Raw genomic sequence first — 17,362 nt, forward strand, 5'->3', positions numbered from 1 at the left:
TTTGTTGACAAAGAAGGAAAAAACGGGGTTTTTCCTTCTTTGTGATAAGCAGGCGAAAATCAATGCATTGATTTTCCGTATTTTTTATTGTGTTTCATCCATCCTGTCTGCGACAGGATGGGGTTTGTCAGCAGTCTTAGCGTCTGCGTATACGCAGACGTTGACGCGTGAATCCCGTCACAAACTTCTATGCAGGCCATGCCAGAAACGGCGCTTGCGGCTACAGTAAACTCATCCGACCACTTATACAGAACAATTATTCGGAAGACGCTATGCGCTACCCATCGCTCTTTGCTCCACTCGATCTGGGATTCACCTGCCTGAAAAATCGCGTTCTGATGGGTTCCATGCACACGGGCCTGGAAGAACATCCTGACGGCGTAGCCCGCCTGGCCGCTTTCTATGCCGAGCGCGCTCGCCACGGCGTGGCGCTAATCATTACCGGCGGCATTGCTCCGTGCGCCAGCGGCGTAGCCGTAGCGGGCGGCGCTGTGTTAAACCAGCCTGAACAACTGGCGCATCATCGCCCGTTAACTGAAGCCGTTCACCTGGCTGGAGGAAAAATAGCGCTCCAGATCCTGCATACGGGCCGCTACAGCTATCAACCAGAGCTTGTAGCGCCGTCAGCGCTGCGCGCGCCGATTAACCGCTTTGCGCCACGCGCGCTCAATGAAAGCGAAATTAGGGCGCTTATCAGCGATTTTGCCCGCTGTGCGGCCCTGGCGCGGGAGGCCGGTTACGACGGCGTAGAAATTATGGGTTCCGAAGGCTACCTGATTAATCAGTTTCTCGCAGTACGCACCAATCAGCGTGAAGATAACTGGGGCGGCAGCGCTGAAAAACGCATGCGCTTTGCTGTGGAAGCGGTGCGCGCAGCGCGTGAAAGCGCAGGCGGCGAATTTATTATTATCTACCGCCTGTCATTGCTGGATTTGGTGGAAGGCGGCTCCAGCTTTGATGAAACGCTGGCGCTGGCAAAAGCCGTGGAAGCGGCGGGCGCAACGATGATTAATACCGGCATAGGCTGGCATGAAGCACGTATTCCCACCATCGCAACGCCGGTGCCGCGCGGCGCATTCACCTGGGCTACGCGCAGGCTCAAAGGCCATGTGAACCTACCGCTGATTACCACCAACCGCATTAACGATCCGGGCGTGGCAGAAGCGATTCTCACCGCAGGCGACGCCGATATGGTATCGATGGCGCGCCCGTTTCTTGCGGATGCCGCCTTGCTCAGTAAGGCCCTTGCAGGGCGGGAGGCCGAAATTAATACCTGCATCGGCTGTAATCAGGCATGTCTCGATCGCATTTTCGCAGGCAAGATCGCCTCCTGCCTGGTTAACCCCTTTGCCTGCCATGAAACCTTAATGCCGCTCAGGCCGCCCGGCACACGCAAAAACCTTGCCGTTGTGGGCGCTGGCCCGGCTGGGCTGGCGTTTACCCTTACAGCGCTACAGCGCGGCCACCGCGTTACGCTGTTCGACGCAAACGCCGACATCGGCGGTCAATTCACTCTGGCCCGCCAGATCCCGGGTAAGGAAGAGTTTAACGAAACGCTGCGCTACTACCGTACTTTGCTGGTAAAACACAAAGCGATACTGCGCCTTAACACAACGGCGACACCTGCGAAACTGGCGGCATTTGATGAGATAATCCTGGCTTGCGGCATTACGCCACGTATTCCCGTTATCAAAGGCATAACGCACTCAAGTGTATTGAGCTATCTGGACGTGCTACGCGATAAAAAACCGGTCGGCCAGCGCGTGGCGATAATCGGCTGCGGCGGCATCGGTTTTGATACTGCAATGTTTCTAAGCCAGCCCGAATCGGCCGCCAGCCAGGATATTGCCGCCTTCTGCGCAGAGTGGGGCATTGACAGAACGCTTAAACATCGGGGCGGCCTGCTGCCCGGCGGGGCGCGTTCGCCGCGCAGCCCGCGCGATATTGTGATGTTACAACGCAGAAACGGCAGGCCCGGCGAAGGGTTAGGTAAAACCACCGGCTGGATCCACCGCGCAACGCTGCTGGCGCGCGGCGTAAAAATGCACGGCGGCGTAACGTATTTAAAAATCGACGATGCAGGCCTGCACATAAGCATCAACGGCGAAACACAGACGCTTGCAGTAGACAACGTGGTGATCTGCGCCGGGCAAGAGCCCGCGCGCGCGCTGGCGGATGCGCTCGACGATACGCGCCCTGTCCACCTTATCGGCGGTTGCGACGTCGCGCTGGAGCTGGATGCGCGCCGGGCGATTGCGCAAGGCACCCGCCTTGCGCTGGAGATATAGCGCATACGCGCCGCAAAAAGTGCGCCGCGTATTGCCAGCCTGTGGTTGAGCGGCTTTCGCGACAACGGGCCTCACGCCGCCAGAAGAATTAACTTCGATATTATTCCGTCCATAGATTTATTCAGCCCCCCGCCGCTGGCGTAATCCGGCGGGCTTCAGGATATCCGCTTTTTTACCACTTTTTGCGCGTTTTCACGGCCCGCAACACCACAAACTTGTTGTCAGACGCCACCGTTTCGCAGTTACCGAAAATCTTCCTCAGCTTACGGTAATAGTCGAGATGACGATTGCCGACAATGCGCAACTCGCCGCCATATTTCAGGCTACGGCGCGCATCGTGAAACATTTGCCAGGCAATATTATCGGTAATGGCATGCTGCTGGTGGAATGGCGGATTACACAGCACGGCGTCATAGCGATCGAACGCATCGCCGGTAAGCGAGTGATTCACCTCAAAACGACAGCGTGCCACATCCTGCGGCAGATTAAGCTCCACATTCAGCCGGCTGGAGGCCACCGCCATGACAGACTCATCGATAAACGCCACCTGCGCCTGCGGATTTTGCGCCAACAGCATCATACCGATAACCCCGTTGCCGCAGCCAAGATCCACCAGCTCGCCTTCCTGGTTTTGCGGCAGATGCTGCATAAAGAAGCGCGCGCCGATATCCAGACCTGTGCGGGAGAAAACGTTAGCGTGGTTATGGATTGTCCAGGCCGTACCGTCAAGAGGCCAGCACTGCGTCTGCGGCATATCTTCCAGCGGCGGGTTGCTGAAGGCGCAGTTAATCAGGCGCGCCTTTTTCCAGGCAAGCGTTGTGGTTGTCGGCCCAAGGATGCGCTCAAAAAGCGCCAGCGTTGAGTTGTGAATATCGCGCGCTTTCGCACCTGCGATAATACGCGTTTGCGGCGTGGCCACTTTACGCAAATCGCGTAACTGTTGCTCCAGCAGCGCCTGTTGCTTAGGGATTTTTATCAACACCAGCGCCGGCGAGGCCGGCAGCGGCGCCATGCTGTCAAGCAGCGTCACCTGCGATTGAGCTAACCCGTTCAAACTCAGGTTACTGAGCGTCGCCTGTCGGGCCATACAGGAATCACTCACGCTGACCGGCTGGCGTTCTGCCAGCGCGCAGGCAAGCGCGCCAAAGGTATCATTAAAAATGAGCGTCAGCCCACGCGTATCCTCCACCTGCGAAAGCAGGTATTCATCCGCCGCGTCCCACGCCTGCAGCGGCGATGCGTCATCGGTGACGGGAAAACGCTGCAACTTCAGCGTGCGTCCACCTGTTTCAAACTGGCTCATTGACTCTCCGGGGTGCTAAAATTCGCGCGTTTTATCCCTTAATTACGCGCAACAGTAAACCTTTTTTTCAGGCTGCGGTGCCCACACTTACTTAGCCGGAAACGCTGCTGGCGCAGGTTCGAACGCTTATCGAACAACGCAAGCCCGGCGCGATGCTGGAAAAACGCTATCGCCTGCGACTGCGCGCTGTGGGCCTGTACGCAGGCGCTCAAAAACCGCTATATGCGTAGCGCGCCGCCGCTTAATAAAGTTAGATAACCATAAAATCAAGGTAATGAAGCATACGCTGGGACTGCATACCGCCATTTCCCGGGTCCGGGACAGCCGCCTGAAGGCAAAACCAGGGTATTTCACAATACGCCTGAAGCGTTCCTGCGGACGCTCGTGATACATAAGCTGGCACAGCTTAAAGTAAAGGAGCACAACATAAGCGTTTTACCCGTTTTGCTGCCATATGGAACCCGCTTACCATCAGGTGGAGTTCGATACCCGCCTGTGGTTGCAGCATCGGGCGCTGAGCGCAGGCGAAACCGCCTCTTTTGCGCGCCCCAGGTTTTATGGTGTAGTAGTGGGTCTGACCGACAACGAAGGACGCACAATGAAAATAGTGACGCTTGACGGCGATACCCTCCCTTCTTCCCTCACCCCACCCAACGAATGCGACGAATGGATCTGGCGCGGCGATACGCCCGCCGGTGAAGTCGCCGATGCGCTCCAGGGCGCGCAAATCGCTATCACGAATAAAGTCAAACTCACCGCAGACGTGCTGCGAAATCTGCCCCAGTTGCGTTATATCTGCGTGGCTGCCACCGGCTATGACTGCGTGGACGTGGCCTGTTGCCGCAAGCTCGGTATTGCCGTTAGCAACGTGCCGGGCTATTCGACGGTGAGCGTGGCGGAAGCCGCCATCGGCTATATTTTCGCTTTACGCCGCCACCTGCTGGAATATCACCAGCGCGCGATGACCGAATGGCGCAGCGCGCCGCATTTCTGCATTCACGGCAGCCCCATTGAAGATATTGAAGGCGCAACGCTTGGCATTATCGGCAAGGGAGATATTGGCCGCGCCGTAGCGCGCAAAGCCAGCGCGCTGGGTATGACAGTGCTGTTTGCCGAGCGACAGGACGCTAAAAAGGCGCGTGACGGCTATCTGCCGTTTGATGATGTGCTTGCGCAAAGCGATATCCTGACGCTGCACTGCCCGCTGTCTGCCCAAACAAACCAGCTTTTTAACGCCGATGTGTTCGGTAAAATGAAACCGGGCGCCCTGCTCATCAACACCGCGCGCGGCGGCCTGGTTGACGACGCGGCGCTGGCCGACGCGCTCAGACGCGGGCAGCTCGGCGGCGCCGCGCTCGACGTGCTGGCGGAAGAACCGCCGCGCTCGCCAACGCCGCTTCTGGCGCAGGATATACCACACCTTATCATGACGCCGCATGTAGGCTGGGCCAGCCGGCGCAGCGTCAAAAATTTAATGGCCGGTCTCAGTGATAATCTGTCCGGCTGGTTTGCCGGCAGCGTACGCAATCGCGTTGCCTGATAATTACCGCCGCGCGGGCTGCCGCGCGGCAAACCGGCTTTTGTTTAAGTCGCTATCCCGTATGGAGAACGCCCCCTGTTATGATACGTTTCGCTGTTGTCGGCACGAACCGGATCACCTGCCAGTTCATTGATGCCGCCATGAAAGCGGCAAATTTCGCCTGACCGCCGTCTACTCGCGCGCCGCTGAGCAGGCGCAGGCTTTTGCCCGCGACTATCCTGTAGAGCGCCCGTTCACCTCGCTCACCGGTTGAGATAGCGTTGACGCAGTACCGAATTCACTGCATTTTGCCCAAACCAGCCTGTTTCTGCGCCATAAAAAACACATCTTGCGAAAAGCCGCTGGCCTCGAGTCTGTATGAAGCCGAGCGCGCCATTACGCAGGTGCATGGGGTTGACCTGTTCGAAGCTTTTAACTCCGCCTGTTTGCCTGACTTCCTTACGCTACAACAGGCGCTGTCGAAAGTGGGCAAACTGCGCAAAGCGCTATTCAATTACTGCCAGTATTCTTCGCGCTATCTCAACGGTGAAAACCCCAATACGTTCAACCCGCGGTTTTCCAACGGCTCCATGATGGATATTGGCTTTTACTGCCCTGCCTCAGCGGCGGCGCTGTGGGGAGAAGGGCATCGCGTTCAGGCGAGCGCAGGCCTTTTGCCTGGCGGCGTGGATGCGCACGGTACGGTCATACTGAGCTACGGTGATTTCGACGTTACGCTGATACACTTCAAAGTCAGCGATTGCGCGTTGGCAAGCGAAATTCAGGGCGAGGCGGGGGCGCTGGTTATCGAAAAGTTTTCCGAATGCCAGCGCGTTACCTTTCTGCCACGCGGCGCGGCGGCGCAGGATCTGACTCAGCCCCAGCATATTAATACTATGCTGTATGAAGCCGAGGTTTTTGCGCGTCTGGTGGAAAACAACGAGGTGGATCATCCGGGCCTGTCGGTAAGCCGCATCACGGCAAAACTGTTGACTGACATTCGCCGCCAGACCGGCGTGATTTTCCCGGCAGACGCTATTGCGCCGGCCCCGCTTACGTAAATTTGGCAAAATAACGACAGCGCGGCCTTGACCGTCCGCAGCGCCTGACATATTTTGTTACGGCAAAGGGGAGTAACTTCATCTGCTGGCCGATCGTCATTACGAAGCGCATGCTTCCGGTCGCCAGGCAATATGGGCAGAAACTGCGTCCGTGTTGTAAGTGAGACCTTGCCGGGAGGCGAGGTATGCTTGCAGCACAGCAAAAACGGCTGGCGCCTTCCGCGTTGGCCGTTTTTGTTTTTACAGGAATTTGCTTATGAATACTGTCGGTACTCCCCTGCTGTGGGGTGGATTTGCCGTTGTCGTGGTCATTATGCTGGCTATCGATCTCTTTCTTCAGGGACGACGCGGCAGCCACGCTATGTCAATGAAACAGGCCGCCGCGTGGTCGCTGGTGTGGGTAACGCTGTCGCTGTTGTTTAATGCCGCCTTCTGGTGGTATCTCTCCACAACCCAGGGGCGCGCCGTTGCCGATCCGCAGGCGCTGGCCTTTCTCACCGGCTATCTTATTGAAAAAGCCCTTGCGGTTGATAACGTCTTCGTCTGGCTGATGCTGTTTAGCTACTTTGCCGTGCCTGCATCGTTACAACGCCGGGTGCTGGTATACGGTGTGCTGGGCGCGATTGTGCTGCGCACCATTATGATTTTTGCCGGTAGCTGGCTGATTTCTCAGTTCGAATGGCTACTGTATGTATTCGGCGCCTTCCTGCTGTTTACCGGTATTAAGATGGCGCTGGCGAAAGACGATGAGTCCGGCATTGGCGACAAACCCATGGTGCGCTGGATTCGCAACCATTTGCGCATGACGGACAGCATTGAGGACGAGCGCTTCTTCGTGCGTAAAAATGGTTTACTGTTCGCCACACCGCTGCTGCTGGTGTTGATTCTGGTAGAGCTGAGCGATGTTATCTTCGCCGTTGACAGTATCCCCGCTATTTTCGCGGTCACCACCGATCCGTTTATTGTGCTGACTTCCAATTTGTTCGCCATTCTCGGCCTTCGCGCGATGTATTTCCTGCTCGCAGGCGTTGCAGAACGTTTCTCCATGCTGAAGTATGGCCTGTCCGTGATACTGGTATTTATCGGTATCAAAATGCTGATAGTTAAGTTTTACCACATCCCCATCGCTGTTTCGCTCAGCGTAGTAGGCGGCATTCTGGTGCTGACGCTGCTTATCAATGCGTGGGTCAACAAGCGCAACGACGCCAAAAAAGCTATTCGCTAACGCCAGTGGGGGCTTTCGCCCCCCTGAGACTGCTGACAAACCCTATCCTGTCGCAAACAGGATGGGTGAAATACAATAAAAAGATAAGGAAAATCAAAGTATTGATTTTCGCCTGCTTATCCCAAAGAAGGAAAAACCCCGTTTTTTCCTTCTTTGACAACAACCTGTGGAGGCTTTCGCCCTCTTCGTGTGGAGAAGCGCCTAATTTAGCTTTTTGTTTTTCTTGTTTATATCCCTGTCGCTTCAGGTCAGAGCCGCAGGGGAAATAACAAACAATTACCCGGCAACAGTAAAAAAAAGGTTAAACAAGCTGTTTTTTAGCGCAAATAGCGGTATTACATCTTTTCGCCGCCGCGCATTTCTTTATACTCGAATGGGCAAACACGTTTTCTTACATCTACAAACATAAGTTATAAACCAAAGCGGCAGGCAGCAACGCCGCTACAAATAACGGAATGACAGGAATAAGGAATGACAACACAGCAACATACTCCCAACCGACTGCTTTCGCGCCTTGCGCAAGGCAGTCTGGTAAAACAAATCCTCGTAGGCCTGGCGCTGGGTATTCTGCTTGCGCTGGCATCAAAAGAGGCGGCCATTGCCGTAGGTCTGCTCGGCACGCTGTTTGTCGGCGCGCTGAAGGCTGTAGCGCCTGTACTGGTGCTGATGCTGGTAATGGCATCTATCGCTAACCATCGCCAGGGGCAAAAAACGAATATCCGGCCGATACTGACTCTGTATCTTATCGGTACGTTTTCCGCCGCGCTGACCGCCGTACTGTTTAGCTTTCTTTTCCCGTCCAAACTCATCCTGGCAGCCGGCGCAACCGATGTCTCGCCGCCATCGGGTATCGTGGAAGTGCTCAAGGGGCTGTTAATGAGCACGGTCGCAAACCCCTTCCAGGCGCTGATAAACGCTAACTATATCGGCATTCTGGTTTGGGCCGTCGGCCTGGGCTTTGCGTTACGCCACGCCGGCGATTCCACTAAAGGTCTGGTAAACGACTTCTCCGGGGCGGTAACATTCCTTGTGAAGCTGGTGATCCGCTTTGCGCCCGTGGGGATCTTCGGCCTGGTTTCTTCCACGCTTGCCGAAACCGGCTTTAAAACCTTGCTTAGCTATGCACAACTGTTGGTGGTGCTTATCGGCTGTATGCTGGTCGTTGCTCTGCTAATAAACCCCTTACTGGTGTGGTGGAAGATTCGACGCAACCCATATCCGCTGGTGCTGATGTGCCTGCGTGAAAGCGGCGTTACCGCTTTCTTCACCCGCAGCTCCGCTGCAAATATTCCGGTTAACATGAACATGTGCGAGAAGCTGAAGCTGGATCCTGACACTTACTCTGTCTCCATCCCGCTTGGCGCGACCATTAACATGGCGGGAGCCGCCATCACCATTACCGTGCTGACGCTGGCGGCGGTCCATACGCTGAGCATCCCCGTAGATATGCCGACCGCGCTTCTGTTAAGCATGGTGGCTGCGCTGTGCGCCTGTGGCGCATCCGGCGTGGCTGGCGGTTCTCTGCTGCTTATTCCGCTGGCGTGCAGCATGTTCGGCATCCCGAACTCAATCGCTATGCAAGTTGTTGCGGTAGGTTTCATCATCGGGGTCTTGCAGGACGCGTGCGAAACAGCGCTCAACTCCTCTACTGATGTGTTATTTACCGCCGCTGTCTGCCAGGGCGAAGAAGCGCGGCTGGCAAAAAATCCAGTCCGCAGTTGACGTTACAGGCTTCGCCTTCGGGCGAAGCCTGCAAGCATTAACGCTGCGCCTGCGTCTTTGGCTGACGCTGTCGACAAACGTCAGCAGTAGCCCCCACAAAAATAAGATAAATCAAAAGATTGCTTACAGAGACGTCACGATAAAGAAGTTACCTGTCCGCCTTGCTCACCGTCTGCGCCCGTGGAGCAGCCGCAACCGCATATGACAGCAGATTATTGCCCGGGAAGGAAAAAACGGGGTTTTTCCTTCTTTGTGGTAAGCAGGCGAAATTTTTTATTGCATGTCATCCATCCTGTCTACGACAGGATGGGTTTGTCATCAGTCTTACAGCTCCCTACATTTTCCGGGCCAGTCGCGCTTTTTATCGAGCCATATCTTACTGGCGTAAGGCCACAGCCTGTTTTTCTCTGTGGCAACCGTTGATTAAAAGCAATATCGCTAAATTTGCCGACTTTCGGGCGGCACGGCCGAATGTCTTCAGGCTCATTACGCTTCAGGCGCAGGCGCGCGCCAGGCAGAGTTTTATTTAGCCGCGTCCTTTTCGCACAAAAAACCGATAGTTACACTGAGCGCCATGCGCAGCAAGGAAAAGAGCGCCCCGCCGGGTGAGTCAGTAAAATCTTGTATAGTGTCATTGTGTGTAAATAGCCTCGCCACATATGCCGCGCGCAAGCAAAATCCTTACAGCGGCCACAATTATTGTGACGCATGCCGTAGAGCTTTGTTACAATTAGATGCGCTACTGCCGCGCTCTTCGCTCCGGGCGTTGGATTTATCCCCCACGCTTTGGGCGTCAGCGTATGACAGCTTACTTGTCAGTACATCCGTTCAACAAAGACAACGGCAACCGAATGTACCCCTGTTTCGCCGCTCCCTGCGGTTGGTTTTACCCGATGTGCCCAGGAAAAATGAATGGAACTTTTGACGCAACTGCTTAGCGCTCTGTGGAGCCAGGATTTCGAAACACTTGCCAATCCCTCGATGATAGGGATGCTGTATTTTGTGCTGTTCATGATCCTGTTCCTTGAAAATGGCCTGCTGCCAGCCGCTTTCCTGCCGGGCGACAGCCTACTGGTGCTGGTTGGCGTGCTGATTGCCAAAGGCGCGCTGGGTTTTCCACTCACCGTCATTTTACTGACCGCTGCGGCAAGCCTGGGATGCTGGTTAAGTTACGTTCAGGGACGCTGGTTAGGTAATACCCGGACTGTGCAAAAATGGCTTTCACATCTGCCGGCCCACTATCATCAGAGAGCGCATCATCTATTTCATAAGCACGGTCTGTCCGCGCTGTTAATTGCCCGTTTTATCGCATTTGTGCGCACGCTGCTCCCTACCATTGCCGGTATCTCTGGTTTGAGCAATGCGCGTTTTCAGTTTTTTAACTGGATGAGCGGCCTGCTGTGGATTTTAATTCTGACTACGCTGGGCTATGTACTGGGCAAGACGCCGGTATTCCTTAAGTATGAAGGCGAACTGATGGCTGGGCTAATGCTGCTGCCGATCTGTCTGTTGGTTTTCGGGCTGGTGGGATCGCTGGTCATGCTCTGGAAAAAGAAACACGCGAGCCGGGGGTAAGAACCATCATGCGACTTCCGCATTTTCTGCGTAATGTGATTTTAACGGCGCTGCTGGCGCTGGCTGCGCTGCTGTTGTGGTCAGCCTTGCAGCACCCGGAATCAACGCTGGAAATTCGCGCTACGCGGGCGGGCGTCAGCTCGCCAGACGGCTTCTACGTCTGGCACCATCTTGATGCCAACGGCATACCGTTCAAAAGCATTACGCCGCAGGGCAACGGCCTTATTATCAGGTTCGACTCCAGCGCCCAAAGCGATGCCGCGCGCGAAGTGCTCAACCGCACTCTGCCCCAGGGCTACATCATTGCCCAACAGGAAGAAGACAACGCCGCCCTTTCTCTGCTTTCCCGTCTGCGCCACGATCGTCATCGTCTCGGTTAGCATTCTATTTTTCTGAATTTTTTCAGCCGCTTTTGGGTTTTTAGCCGAATCAGCTATGCTTTAACAACGTCATCCTGGCCGCAATGCCGCAAGCACTTTTGCACAACAGGGCAGGAGCGTTTTCGTTAATGAAACGCTAAGCTACACCGGCAACGACGTTTTTCGCCTGCGGCAAACACGGACCAGTAAACTTCCGCGCCATTATGCTGAGCGCAATAATCGATGCTACAGGATTAACGGGCTGTAAAACGAAGGACGTTTCCCGGCGTCATCTACGGCGTGAGCGTGCGTCAGCCGAAAAGCGCGCCTGAAGACCAAAGCAAACGTATCCATACGCACCCCGCCCAAACGGGCGCAGGCCGAACCAGAAACAGAAGCGTTAGAAGCACGTCTGGCTAACGCAGGGACCATAACTTAGCAGGAGAAATAACAATGGCAAAAGATACCGATGCTTTACGTGACGAACTGAAATCACTGGCCGATACGCTGGAGGAAGTGCTCAGCAATTCTGGCGATAAATCCAAAGAAGAAATGGAAAAATTGCGGACAAAAGCACAGCGCGCGCTTAAAGACAGCCGCCAGCGCCTGAGTGAAACCGGCGACGCCCTCGCGCGCCAGACCCGTGAGGCCGCCGCGCGCGCTGATGAATATGTACACGATAACCCGTGGACCGGTATCGGCATCGGCGCTGCGGTAGGCGTCGTTCTGGGCGTTCTGCTGGCGCGTCGATAAGCTATGGCTGAATACCGCCAACACGAAGGCCCCGGTAAAAGCGTGCTGGGTATCGGACAACGCATCCTCACTATTCTTATTCAGATGGTGGAAACCCGCCTGCGTCTGGCGGTGGTGGAGCTGGAGGAAGAAAAAGCAAACCTCCTTCAAATCATGCTGATGTTGGGGTTGACCATGATTTTCACCGCGTTCGGGCTGATGAGCCTGATGGTGTTGATTATCTGGGCCGTCGATCCCCAGTACCGCCTGACGGTCATGCTCGGCACCACGGCAACGCTATTAATTCTTGCGCTGATACTGGGCGTCTGGACGCTACGCAAAGCGCGGCGTATTTCACTGCTGCGCCACACGCGTCGCGAACTAAAAAACGATCGCGATTTGCTGGAGAACAACGGTGAATAGCAGTAAAGAACGCGCGCGCCGTACTGCGGATCTGCTAAGCCAAATCCAGCAACAGCGCCTCGATCTCAGCGCAGGCTGTCGGGACTGGGAATATGTTACCTCACCGCTGGATCGCGGCTGGAAACGGTTGCTCAATGTCCGTACCTGGGCTATTGCCAGCAGTAGTCTGGCGGCTATCTGGAGCGTTCGTCATCCGCGCTTCCTGATGCGCTGGGGCAAACGCGCGCTTGGGGTGTGGAGTTCCTGGCGGCTGCTGCGTAAGGCATTACGTAATATGCGAACTTAAGCCTCGTGCTGCAAAATTAAAAGCCGGCCCTGGGGCCGGCGATGATATGTTCAGGCGCACCGTCAGTATGCGTTTTTTGAACCGTTCAGTTTCGATTTATGCACGCTTCGTCAGCAGCCAAAGGCTGATTAACAGGAAGCTGGCGCTCGGCAGAATGGCCCCCAGCAGCGGCGGAATGTTGTACACCAGGCTTAGCGGCCCAAAGATCCTGTCCAACACATAGAACAGAAAGCCGAAGCTAATTCCCGTTACTACCCGCACGCCCATCGGCACGCTGCGCAGCGGCCCGAAAATAAACGACAGCGCCATCAGCATCATGACTGCGACCGACATCGGCTGAAAGATTTTACTCCACATATTGAGCTGATAACGGCCCGCATCCTGACCGCTCGACTTGAGATATTTCACGTAATTATGCAGACCGCTGATAGAAAGCGCGTCCGGATCGAGCGCCACTACGCCGAGCTTATCAGGCGTCAGGTTGGTCTTCCAGATACCGCTAACAGTTTGCCTGCCGGTAATCTGCTTGCTGTCGCGCAGATCGGATTCATCGACCTGCGACAGTTTCCACTCTTTTTTCTGGGGATCGAACTTTGCCGATGCCGCATAGCGCACCGTTTCAAGCCGACGCTGCGGCGTGAAGCTATAAATACTGATCCCGGCCAGCTCATTATCCGCTTTTACCCGTTCGATATAGATAAAATTTTGCCCGTCTTTCGCCCACAGCCCCTGCTGGGTGGACAACAACGAGCCGTTGGAGATCATTTGCGCGCGGTAGTTACGCGCCATCTGTTCACCCGCCGGCGCCACCCACTCCCCAATCGCCATCGTCAGCAAAACCAGCGGGATCGCGGTTTTCATAACCGAACCTGCCACCTGCATACGGGTAAAGCCCGCAGCCTGCATCACAACCAGTTCGCTACGCTGAGCTAACATCCCAAGCCCCAGCAACGCACCAAGCAAAGCCGCCATCGGAAAGAAAATCTGGATATCTTTCGGCACGCTAAGCAACGTATAGGTTCCCGCGCCCAGCGCCGTATAAGCGCCTTTTCCGGCCTTTTTCAGCTCATCGACGAACTTAATAATGCCCGACAACGACACCAGCATGAACAGCGTCATCATGATGGTATTGAAAATGGTCTTCCCGATATAGCGATCGAGTACGCCAAAACCAAACATTATACGGTCCCTCCCGGCCCAAAGCGCGCGCGAAGCTTACGCATCGGCACCGTATCCCAGGCGTTGAGCAACACGGCCAACGCCAGATAAGACAGGTTAACAGCCCACATCCACAGCACCGGATCCAGCTTGCCCTTGCTGCCGTTAGACTTCAGCGACGTTTGCAGCAGGAAGAAAATAAGATACAGCAGCATAGCGGGCAGCATCGACAGCACACGGCCCTGACGCGGGTTCACTACGCTAAGCGGCACCACCATCAGCGCCATCACCGCCACGGCAAATACCAGCGTAATGCGCCAGTGCAATTCCGCCCTGGCATGGTTGTTGGTTGCAGAAAACGCCCACAGTGCGGGAAGTTCCATCTGATCGGTGTCATTCGGATCGAGCGATACCGCCTGATGGCCGACAACGGCCTGGTAATCCTGGAAATCAGTAATGCGGAAATCGCGCAGCAGCGCGGTGCCTTCAAAGCGCGTCCCCTTGTTGAGCGTAACAATCTGGGAGCCGTCTTTGCGCACCGAAATCTGACCTGAATCCGCCACGACGACCGACGGCCGGGCATTGCCTTTCGGGCGCAGTTGAGCAAGGAAAACATCGTTAAAATGGCTGCCGTCCACGCTTTCGATAAACAACACGGAGTTGCCGTCCGTCGACTGGCGAAACTGCCCCTGCGCCAGCGCTGCCATGCCAGGGTTCGCTTTGGCTTCCGCCAGCACTTCGTCCTGATGCCGCGCCGACCACGGGCTGGCCCACATCACGTTGACCAAAGCCATCAGGCCGGTGAACAACGCCAGGATCATCGCCGCCTTAATCAGCACCGCGCGACTGAGGCCGCAGGCATGCATTACGGTTATCTCGCTTTCAGTATACAACTTGCCGAACGTCATCAGCAGGCCGAGAAACAGGCTGAGCGGCAAAATCAGTTGCGCCATTTCCGGCACGCCGAGGCCCAGCAACGACAGAACCAGATTAGTGGGTATCTCTCCGTCAACCGCCGCTCCCAGTATCCTGACCAACTTCTGGCAAAAGAAGATGAGCAACAGGATGAAAAGAATCGCCAGTTGGCTTTTGAGCGTCTCCCGGACAAGATATTTTATGATTATCACATTAAATACGCCTGTGAAAACGAGTCTTTTTGCAGGAAAATCACTTGTTTCAACGCTTAAACGTCATTTATTCTCTTGAGACGTCGAAAACGCCGCTAAGATTACGCTATTGAGCGGCGTTGCGCATCGGTCGAACGTTAATAAACAGGCCGAAACCCGTAAAACAGTATGCGTAAGATTAACACGAAGTCCGCGCTTGGGCGGACAAGAGTTTACCGAGCTGCCAATTCTAATCGCAGCCGTCATTGTTGTCTTTAAGTTTCAGGAGCGTAGTGCATGGAGTTCAGTGTAAAGAGCGGTAGCCCGGAAAAACAGCGCAGCGCCTGCATCGTTGTAGGGGTTTTTGAACCGCGTCGCCTGTCCCCGATTGCTGAACAACTCGATAAAATCAGTGACGGCTATATCAGCGCTTTGCTGCGCCGCGGCGAACTGGAAGGAAAAGCGGGCCAGACTCTGCTGCTTCACCACGTGCCGAACGTTCTCTCCGAGCGTATTCTGCTGATTGGATGCGGCAAAGAGCGTGAGTTGGACGAGCGACAGTATAAGCAGGTCATACAAAAAACGATCAATACGCTTAACGACACCGGATCGATGGAAGCCGTGTGCTTTCTGACCGAGCTGCACGTTAAAGGCCGCAACACTTACTGGAAGGTGCGTCAGGCTGTGGAAACCGCCAAAGAGACGCTTTACAGTTTCGATCAACTGAAGACCAACCGCGCCGAACCCCGTCGCCCGCTGCGTAAAATGGTGTTCAATGTCCCCACTCGCCGGGAGCTAACCTGCGGGGAGCGTGCTATTCAGCATGGTCTGGCCATCGCCGCAGGGATTCGCGCCGCAAAAGATCTGGGCAATATGCCGCCTAATATTTGCAACGCCGCCTACCTTGCCTCACAGGCGCGCCAGTTGGCGGATGCTTACAGCCAGAACACCGTCACGCGCGTTATCGGCGAGCAGCAAATGAAAGAGCTGGGCATGAACGCCTATCTGGCGGTAGGGCACGGCTCGCAGAATGAATCACTGATGTCGGTGATTGAATACCGCGGTAGCAGCGACCCGCAGGCGAGACCGATTGTGCTGGTGGGTAAAGGGCTGACGTTCGACTCCGGCGGCATTTCCATCAAGCCTGCCGCGGAAATGGATGAAATGAAATATGATATGTGCGGCGCGGCTGCGGTGTATGGCGTAATGCGTATGGTTGCCGAACTGCAACTACCGCTGAACGTAATCGGCGTGCTGGCCGGCTGCGAAAACATGCCCGGCGGGCGCGCCTATCGGCCTGGCGATGTACTGACTACCATGTCCGGCCAGACGGTGGAAGTGCTCAATACCGATGCCGAAGGCCGTCTGGTGCTGTGCGACGTGCTGACCTATGTTGAACGTTTCGATCCCGATGTGGTTATCGATGTCGCCACCCTTACCGGCGCCTGCGTTATTGCGCTCGGCCACCACCTTACCGGCCTGATGGCAAACCACAACCCTCTGGCGCATGAGCTTATCAGCGCTTCTGAGCAATCCGGCGACCGCGCCTGGCGTCTGCCGCTTGGCGATGAGTTCCAGGATCAGCTTGAATCCAACTTCGCGGATATGGCTAATATCGGCGGGCGGCCCGGCGGCGCGATTACTGCCGGCTGTTTCCTGGCGCGGTTTACCCGCCGGTATATATGGGCGCACCTTGATATTGCCGGCACCGCCTGGCGCTCCGGTAAAGCCAAAGGGGCTACAGGCCGACCGGTCGCGCTGCTGTCGCAGTTCCTGCTCAACCGCGCGGGGATGAGCGGCGAGGAATAATTCGCGCAGATGGGGCTCCTCTTAAACGGCGACGCGAAAGCGTCGTCGTTTAAGATTGTTGACAAAGAAGGAAAAAACGGGGTTTTTCCTTCTTTGTGGTAAGCAGTCGAAAATCAATGCTTTGATTTCCCCTATTTTTTATTGTGTTTCACCTATCCTGTCTGCGACAGGATGGGGTTTGTCAGCAGTCTCAAACGCCGACGCGAAAGCGTCGTCGTTTTATGCTAATGTTTGCGTTTTCCTGCGGCTTCCNCGCCGACGCGAAAGCGTCGTCGTTTTATGCTAATGTTTGCGTTTTCCTGCGGCTTCCTGCCGCTATCGCATGAAAAGCATTCAGGCCATGAAAAACGCTACGTTCTACCTTCTGGACAACGATACCGTCACAGACGGCCTTAGCGCCGAAGAGCAACTGACGTGCGCCCTTGCCGCAGTACACTGGCGTAACAGCAAGCGCATTCTGATAGCCTGTGAAGACGAGCAGCAGGCCATCCGGCTCGACGAAGCGCTATGGGCGCGGGATCCACACAGCTTTGTGCCGCATAATCTGGCAGGCGAAGGGCCGCGCGCCGGCGCGCCGGTCGAACTGGCCTGGCCTGGCAGGCGCGGCAGTAGCTCGCGCGATCTTCTGATTAGCCTGCTGCCGCAGTTTGCGGATTTTGCTACCGCTTTTCATGAAGTGATAGACTTCGTCCCCTGTGACGAATCCCGGAAACCACTGGCGCGCGAACGCTACAAAGCCTATCGCATCGCCGGTTTTCATCTGACCACGGCCACCTGGGCGGCCCCGTAACGAATA

At 55.6% G+C, this 17,362-nt stretch carries 14 protein-coding genes and 2 pseudogenes; 13 read left to right on the top strand and 3 right to left on the bottom strand.

The features are described 5' to 3' along the window. The first annotated feature begins 272 nt into the window (after positions 1 to 272). On the top strand, positions 273 to 2,288 hold the full coding sequence (locus JJB97_RS09800; RefSeq protein WP_238713836.1) for an oxidoreductase: 2,016 nt from the start codon (positions 273 to 275) through the stop codon (positions 2,286 to 2,288). 172 nt (positions 2,289 to 2,460) lie between these two features. On the opposite strand, the gene rlmG is transcribed toward JJB97_RS09800, so the two are convergent. Further along, the gene (rlmG, locus tag JJB97_RS09805) at positions 2,461 to 3,591 is read right to left on the bottom strand and encodes a 23S rRNA (guanine(1835)-N(2))-methyltransferase RlmG (protein WP_238713837.1); all 1,131 of its coding nucleotides are present in this window, start codon (positions 3,589 to 3,591) and stop codon (positions 2,461 to 2,463) included. Positions 3,592 to 3,695: 104 nt separating this feature from the next. Here rlmG and JJB97_RS09810 point away from each other — a divergent pair. The 10 genes and pseudogenes from JJB97_RS09810 to JJB97_RS09855 form a co-directional block, all read left to right on the top strand. Next, positions 3,696 to 4,108 (top strand): annotated as a pseudogene (locus tag JJB97_RS09810) (metal-dependent hydrolase); the annotation flags it as partial. An 81-nt stretch (positions 4,109 to 4,189) separates the two neighbouring features. Then, entirely contained in the window at positions 4,190 to 5,131 is a 942-nt protein-coding gene (locus JJB97_RS09815; protein ID WP_238713861.1) for a D-2-hydroxyacid dehydrogenase, read from the top strand. An 80-nt stretch (positions 5,132 to 5,211) separates the two neighbouring features. Further along, a pseudogene (locus JJB97_RS09820) lies at positions 5,212 to 6,171 on the top strand (Gfo/Idh/MocA family protein). A gap of 256 nt (positions 6,172 to 6,427) precedes the next feature. Then, positions 6,428 to 7,396, top strand: coding sequence for a TerC family protein (locus tag JJB97_RS09825; RefSeq protein ID WP_238713838.1), 969 nt, complete (start codon positions 6,428 to 6,430; stop codon positions 7,394 to 7,396). Between the two features lie 471 nt (positions 7,397 to 7,867). Then, a complete protein-coding gene (sstT, locus tag JJB97_RS09830) occupies positions 7,868 to 9,118 on the top strand; it encodes a serine/threonine transporter SstT (RefSeq protein ID WP_238713839.1) in 1,251 nt (416 codons plus the stop codon). Between the two features lie 912 nt (positions 9,119 to 10,030). Then, positions 10,031 to 10,693, top strand: a complete 663-nt coding sequence (yqjA, locus tag JJB97_RS09835; protein ID WP_238713840.1) for a DedA family general envelope maintenance protein YqjA — start codon at positions 10,031 to 10,033, stop codon at positions 10,691 to 10,693. A gap of 8 nt (positions 10,694 to 10,701) precedes the next feature. Further along, positions 10,702 to 11,073, top strand: a complete 372-nt coding sequence (gene mzrA / locus JJB97_RS09840; protein ID WP_238713841.1) for an EnvZ/OmpR regulon moderator MzrA — start codon at positions 10,702 to 10,704, stop codon at positions 11,071 to 11,073. Between the two features lie 432 nt (positions 11,074 to 11,505). Next, entirely contained in the window at positions 11,506 to 11,805 is a 300-nt protein-coding gene (locus JJB97_RS09845) for a DUF883 family protein (RefSeq protein WP_238713842.1), read from the top strand. 3 nt (positions 11,806 to 11,808) lie between these two features. Further along, positions 11,809 to 12,207 carry a phage holin family protein gene (locus tag JJB97_RS09850; protein ID WP_238713843.1) on the top strand — a complete coding sequence of 133 codons (399 nt, stop codon included), beginning with the start codon at positions 11,809 to 11,811 and terminating at the stop codon, positions 12,205 to 12,207. Next, positions 12,200 to 12,493 (top strand): YqjK-like family protein, encoded by a 294-nt coding sequence (locus JJB97_RS09855; RefSeq protein ID WP_238713844.1) that lies wholly within the window; start codon positions 12,200 to 12,202, stop codon positions 12,491 to 12,493. The genes JJB97_RS09850 and JJB97_RS09855 overlap by 8 nt, the downstream gene beginning before the upstream one ends. 96 nt (positions 12,494 to 12,589) lie before the next feature. Here JJB97_RS09855 and lptG read toward each other — a convergent pair whose 3' ends face one another. After that, positions 12,590 to 13,672 (bottom strand): LPS export ABC transporter permease LptG, encoded by a 1,083-nt coding sequence (gene lptG, locus JJB97_RS09860; RefSeq protein WP_238713845.1) that lies wholly within the window; start codon positions 13,670 to 13,672, stop codon positions 12,590 to 12,592. After that, complete coding sequence (gene lptF, locus JJB97_RS09865) at positions 13,672 to 14,778, bottom strand: LPS export ABC transporter permease LptF (RefSeq protein ID WP_238713846.1); 1,107 nt, start codon at positions 14,776 to 14,778, stop codon at positions 13,672 to 13,674. The genes lptG and lptF overlap by 1 nt, the downstream gene beginning before the upstream one ends. A gap of 276 nt (positions 14,779 to 15,054) precedes the next feature. Between lptF and pepA the strand changes: the two genes are divergently transcribed. Both pepA and JJB97_RS09875 read left to right on the top strand, forming a co-directional pair. Further along, complete coding sequence (gene pepA / locus JJB97_RS09870) at positions 15,055 to 16,566, top strand: leucyl aminopeptidase (protein WP_238713847.1); 1,512 nt, start codon at positions 15,055 to 15,057, stop codon at positions 16,564 to 16,566. 340 nt (positions 16,567 to 16,906) lie between these two features. After that, positions 16,907 to 17,356 (top strand): DNA polymerase III subunit chi, encoded by a 450-nt coding sequence (locus JJB97_RS09875; protein ID WP_238713848.1) that lies wholly within the window; start codon positions 16,907 to 16,909, stop codon positions 17,354 to 17,356. Positions 17,357 to 17,362 lie beyond the last annotated feature (6 nt).

The sequence above is a fragment of the Tenebrionibacter intestinalis genome, assembly GCF_016632365.1.
Taxonomy (GTDB): Bacteria; Pseudomonadota; Gammaproteobacteria; order Enterobacterales; family Enterobacteriaceae; genus Tenebrionibacter; species Tenebrionibacter intestinalis.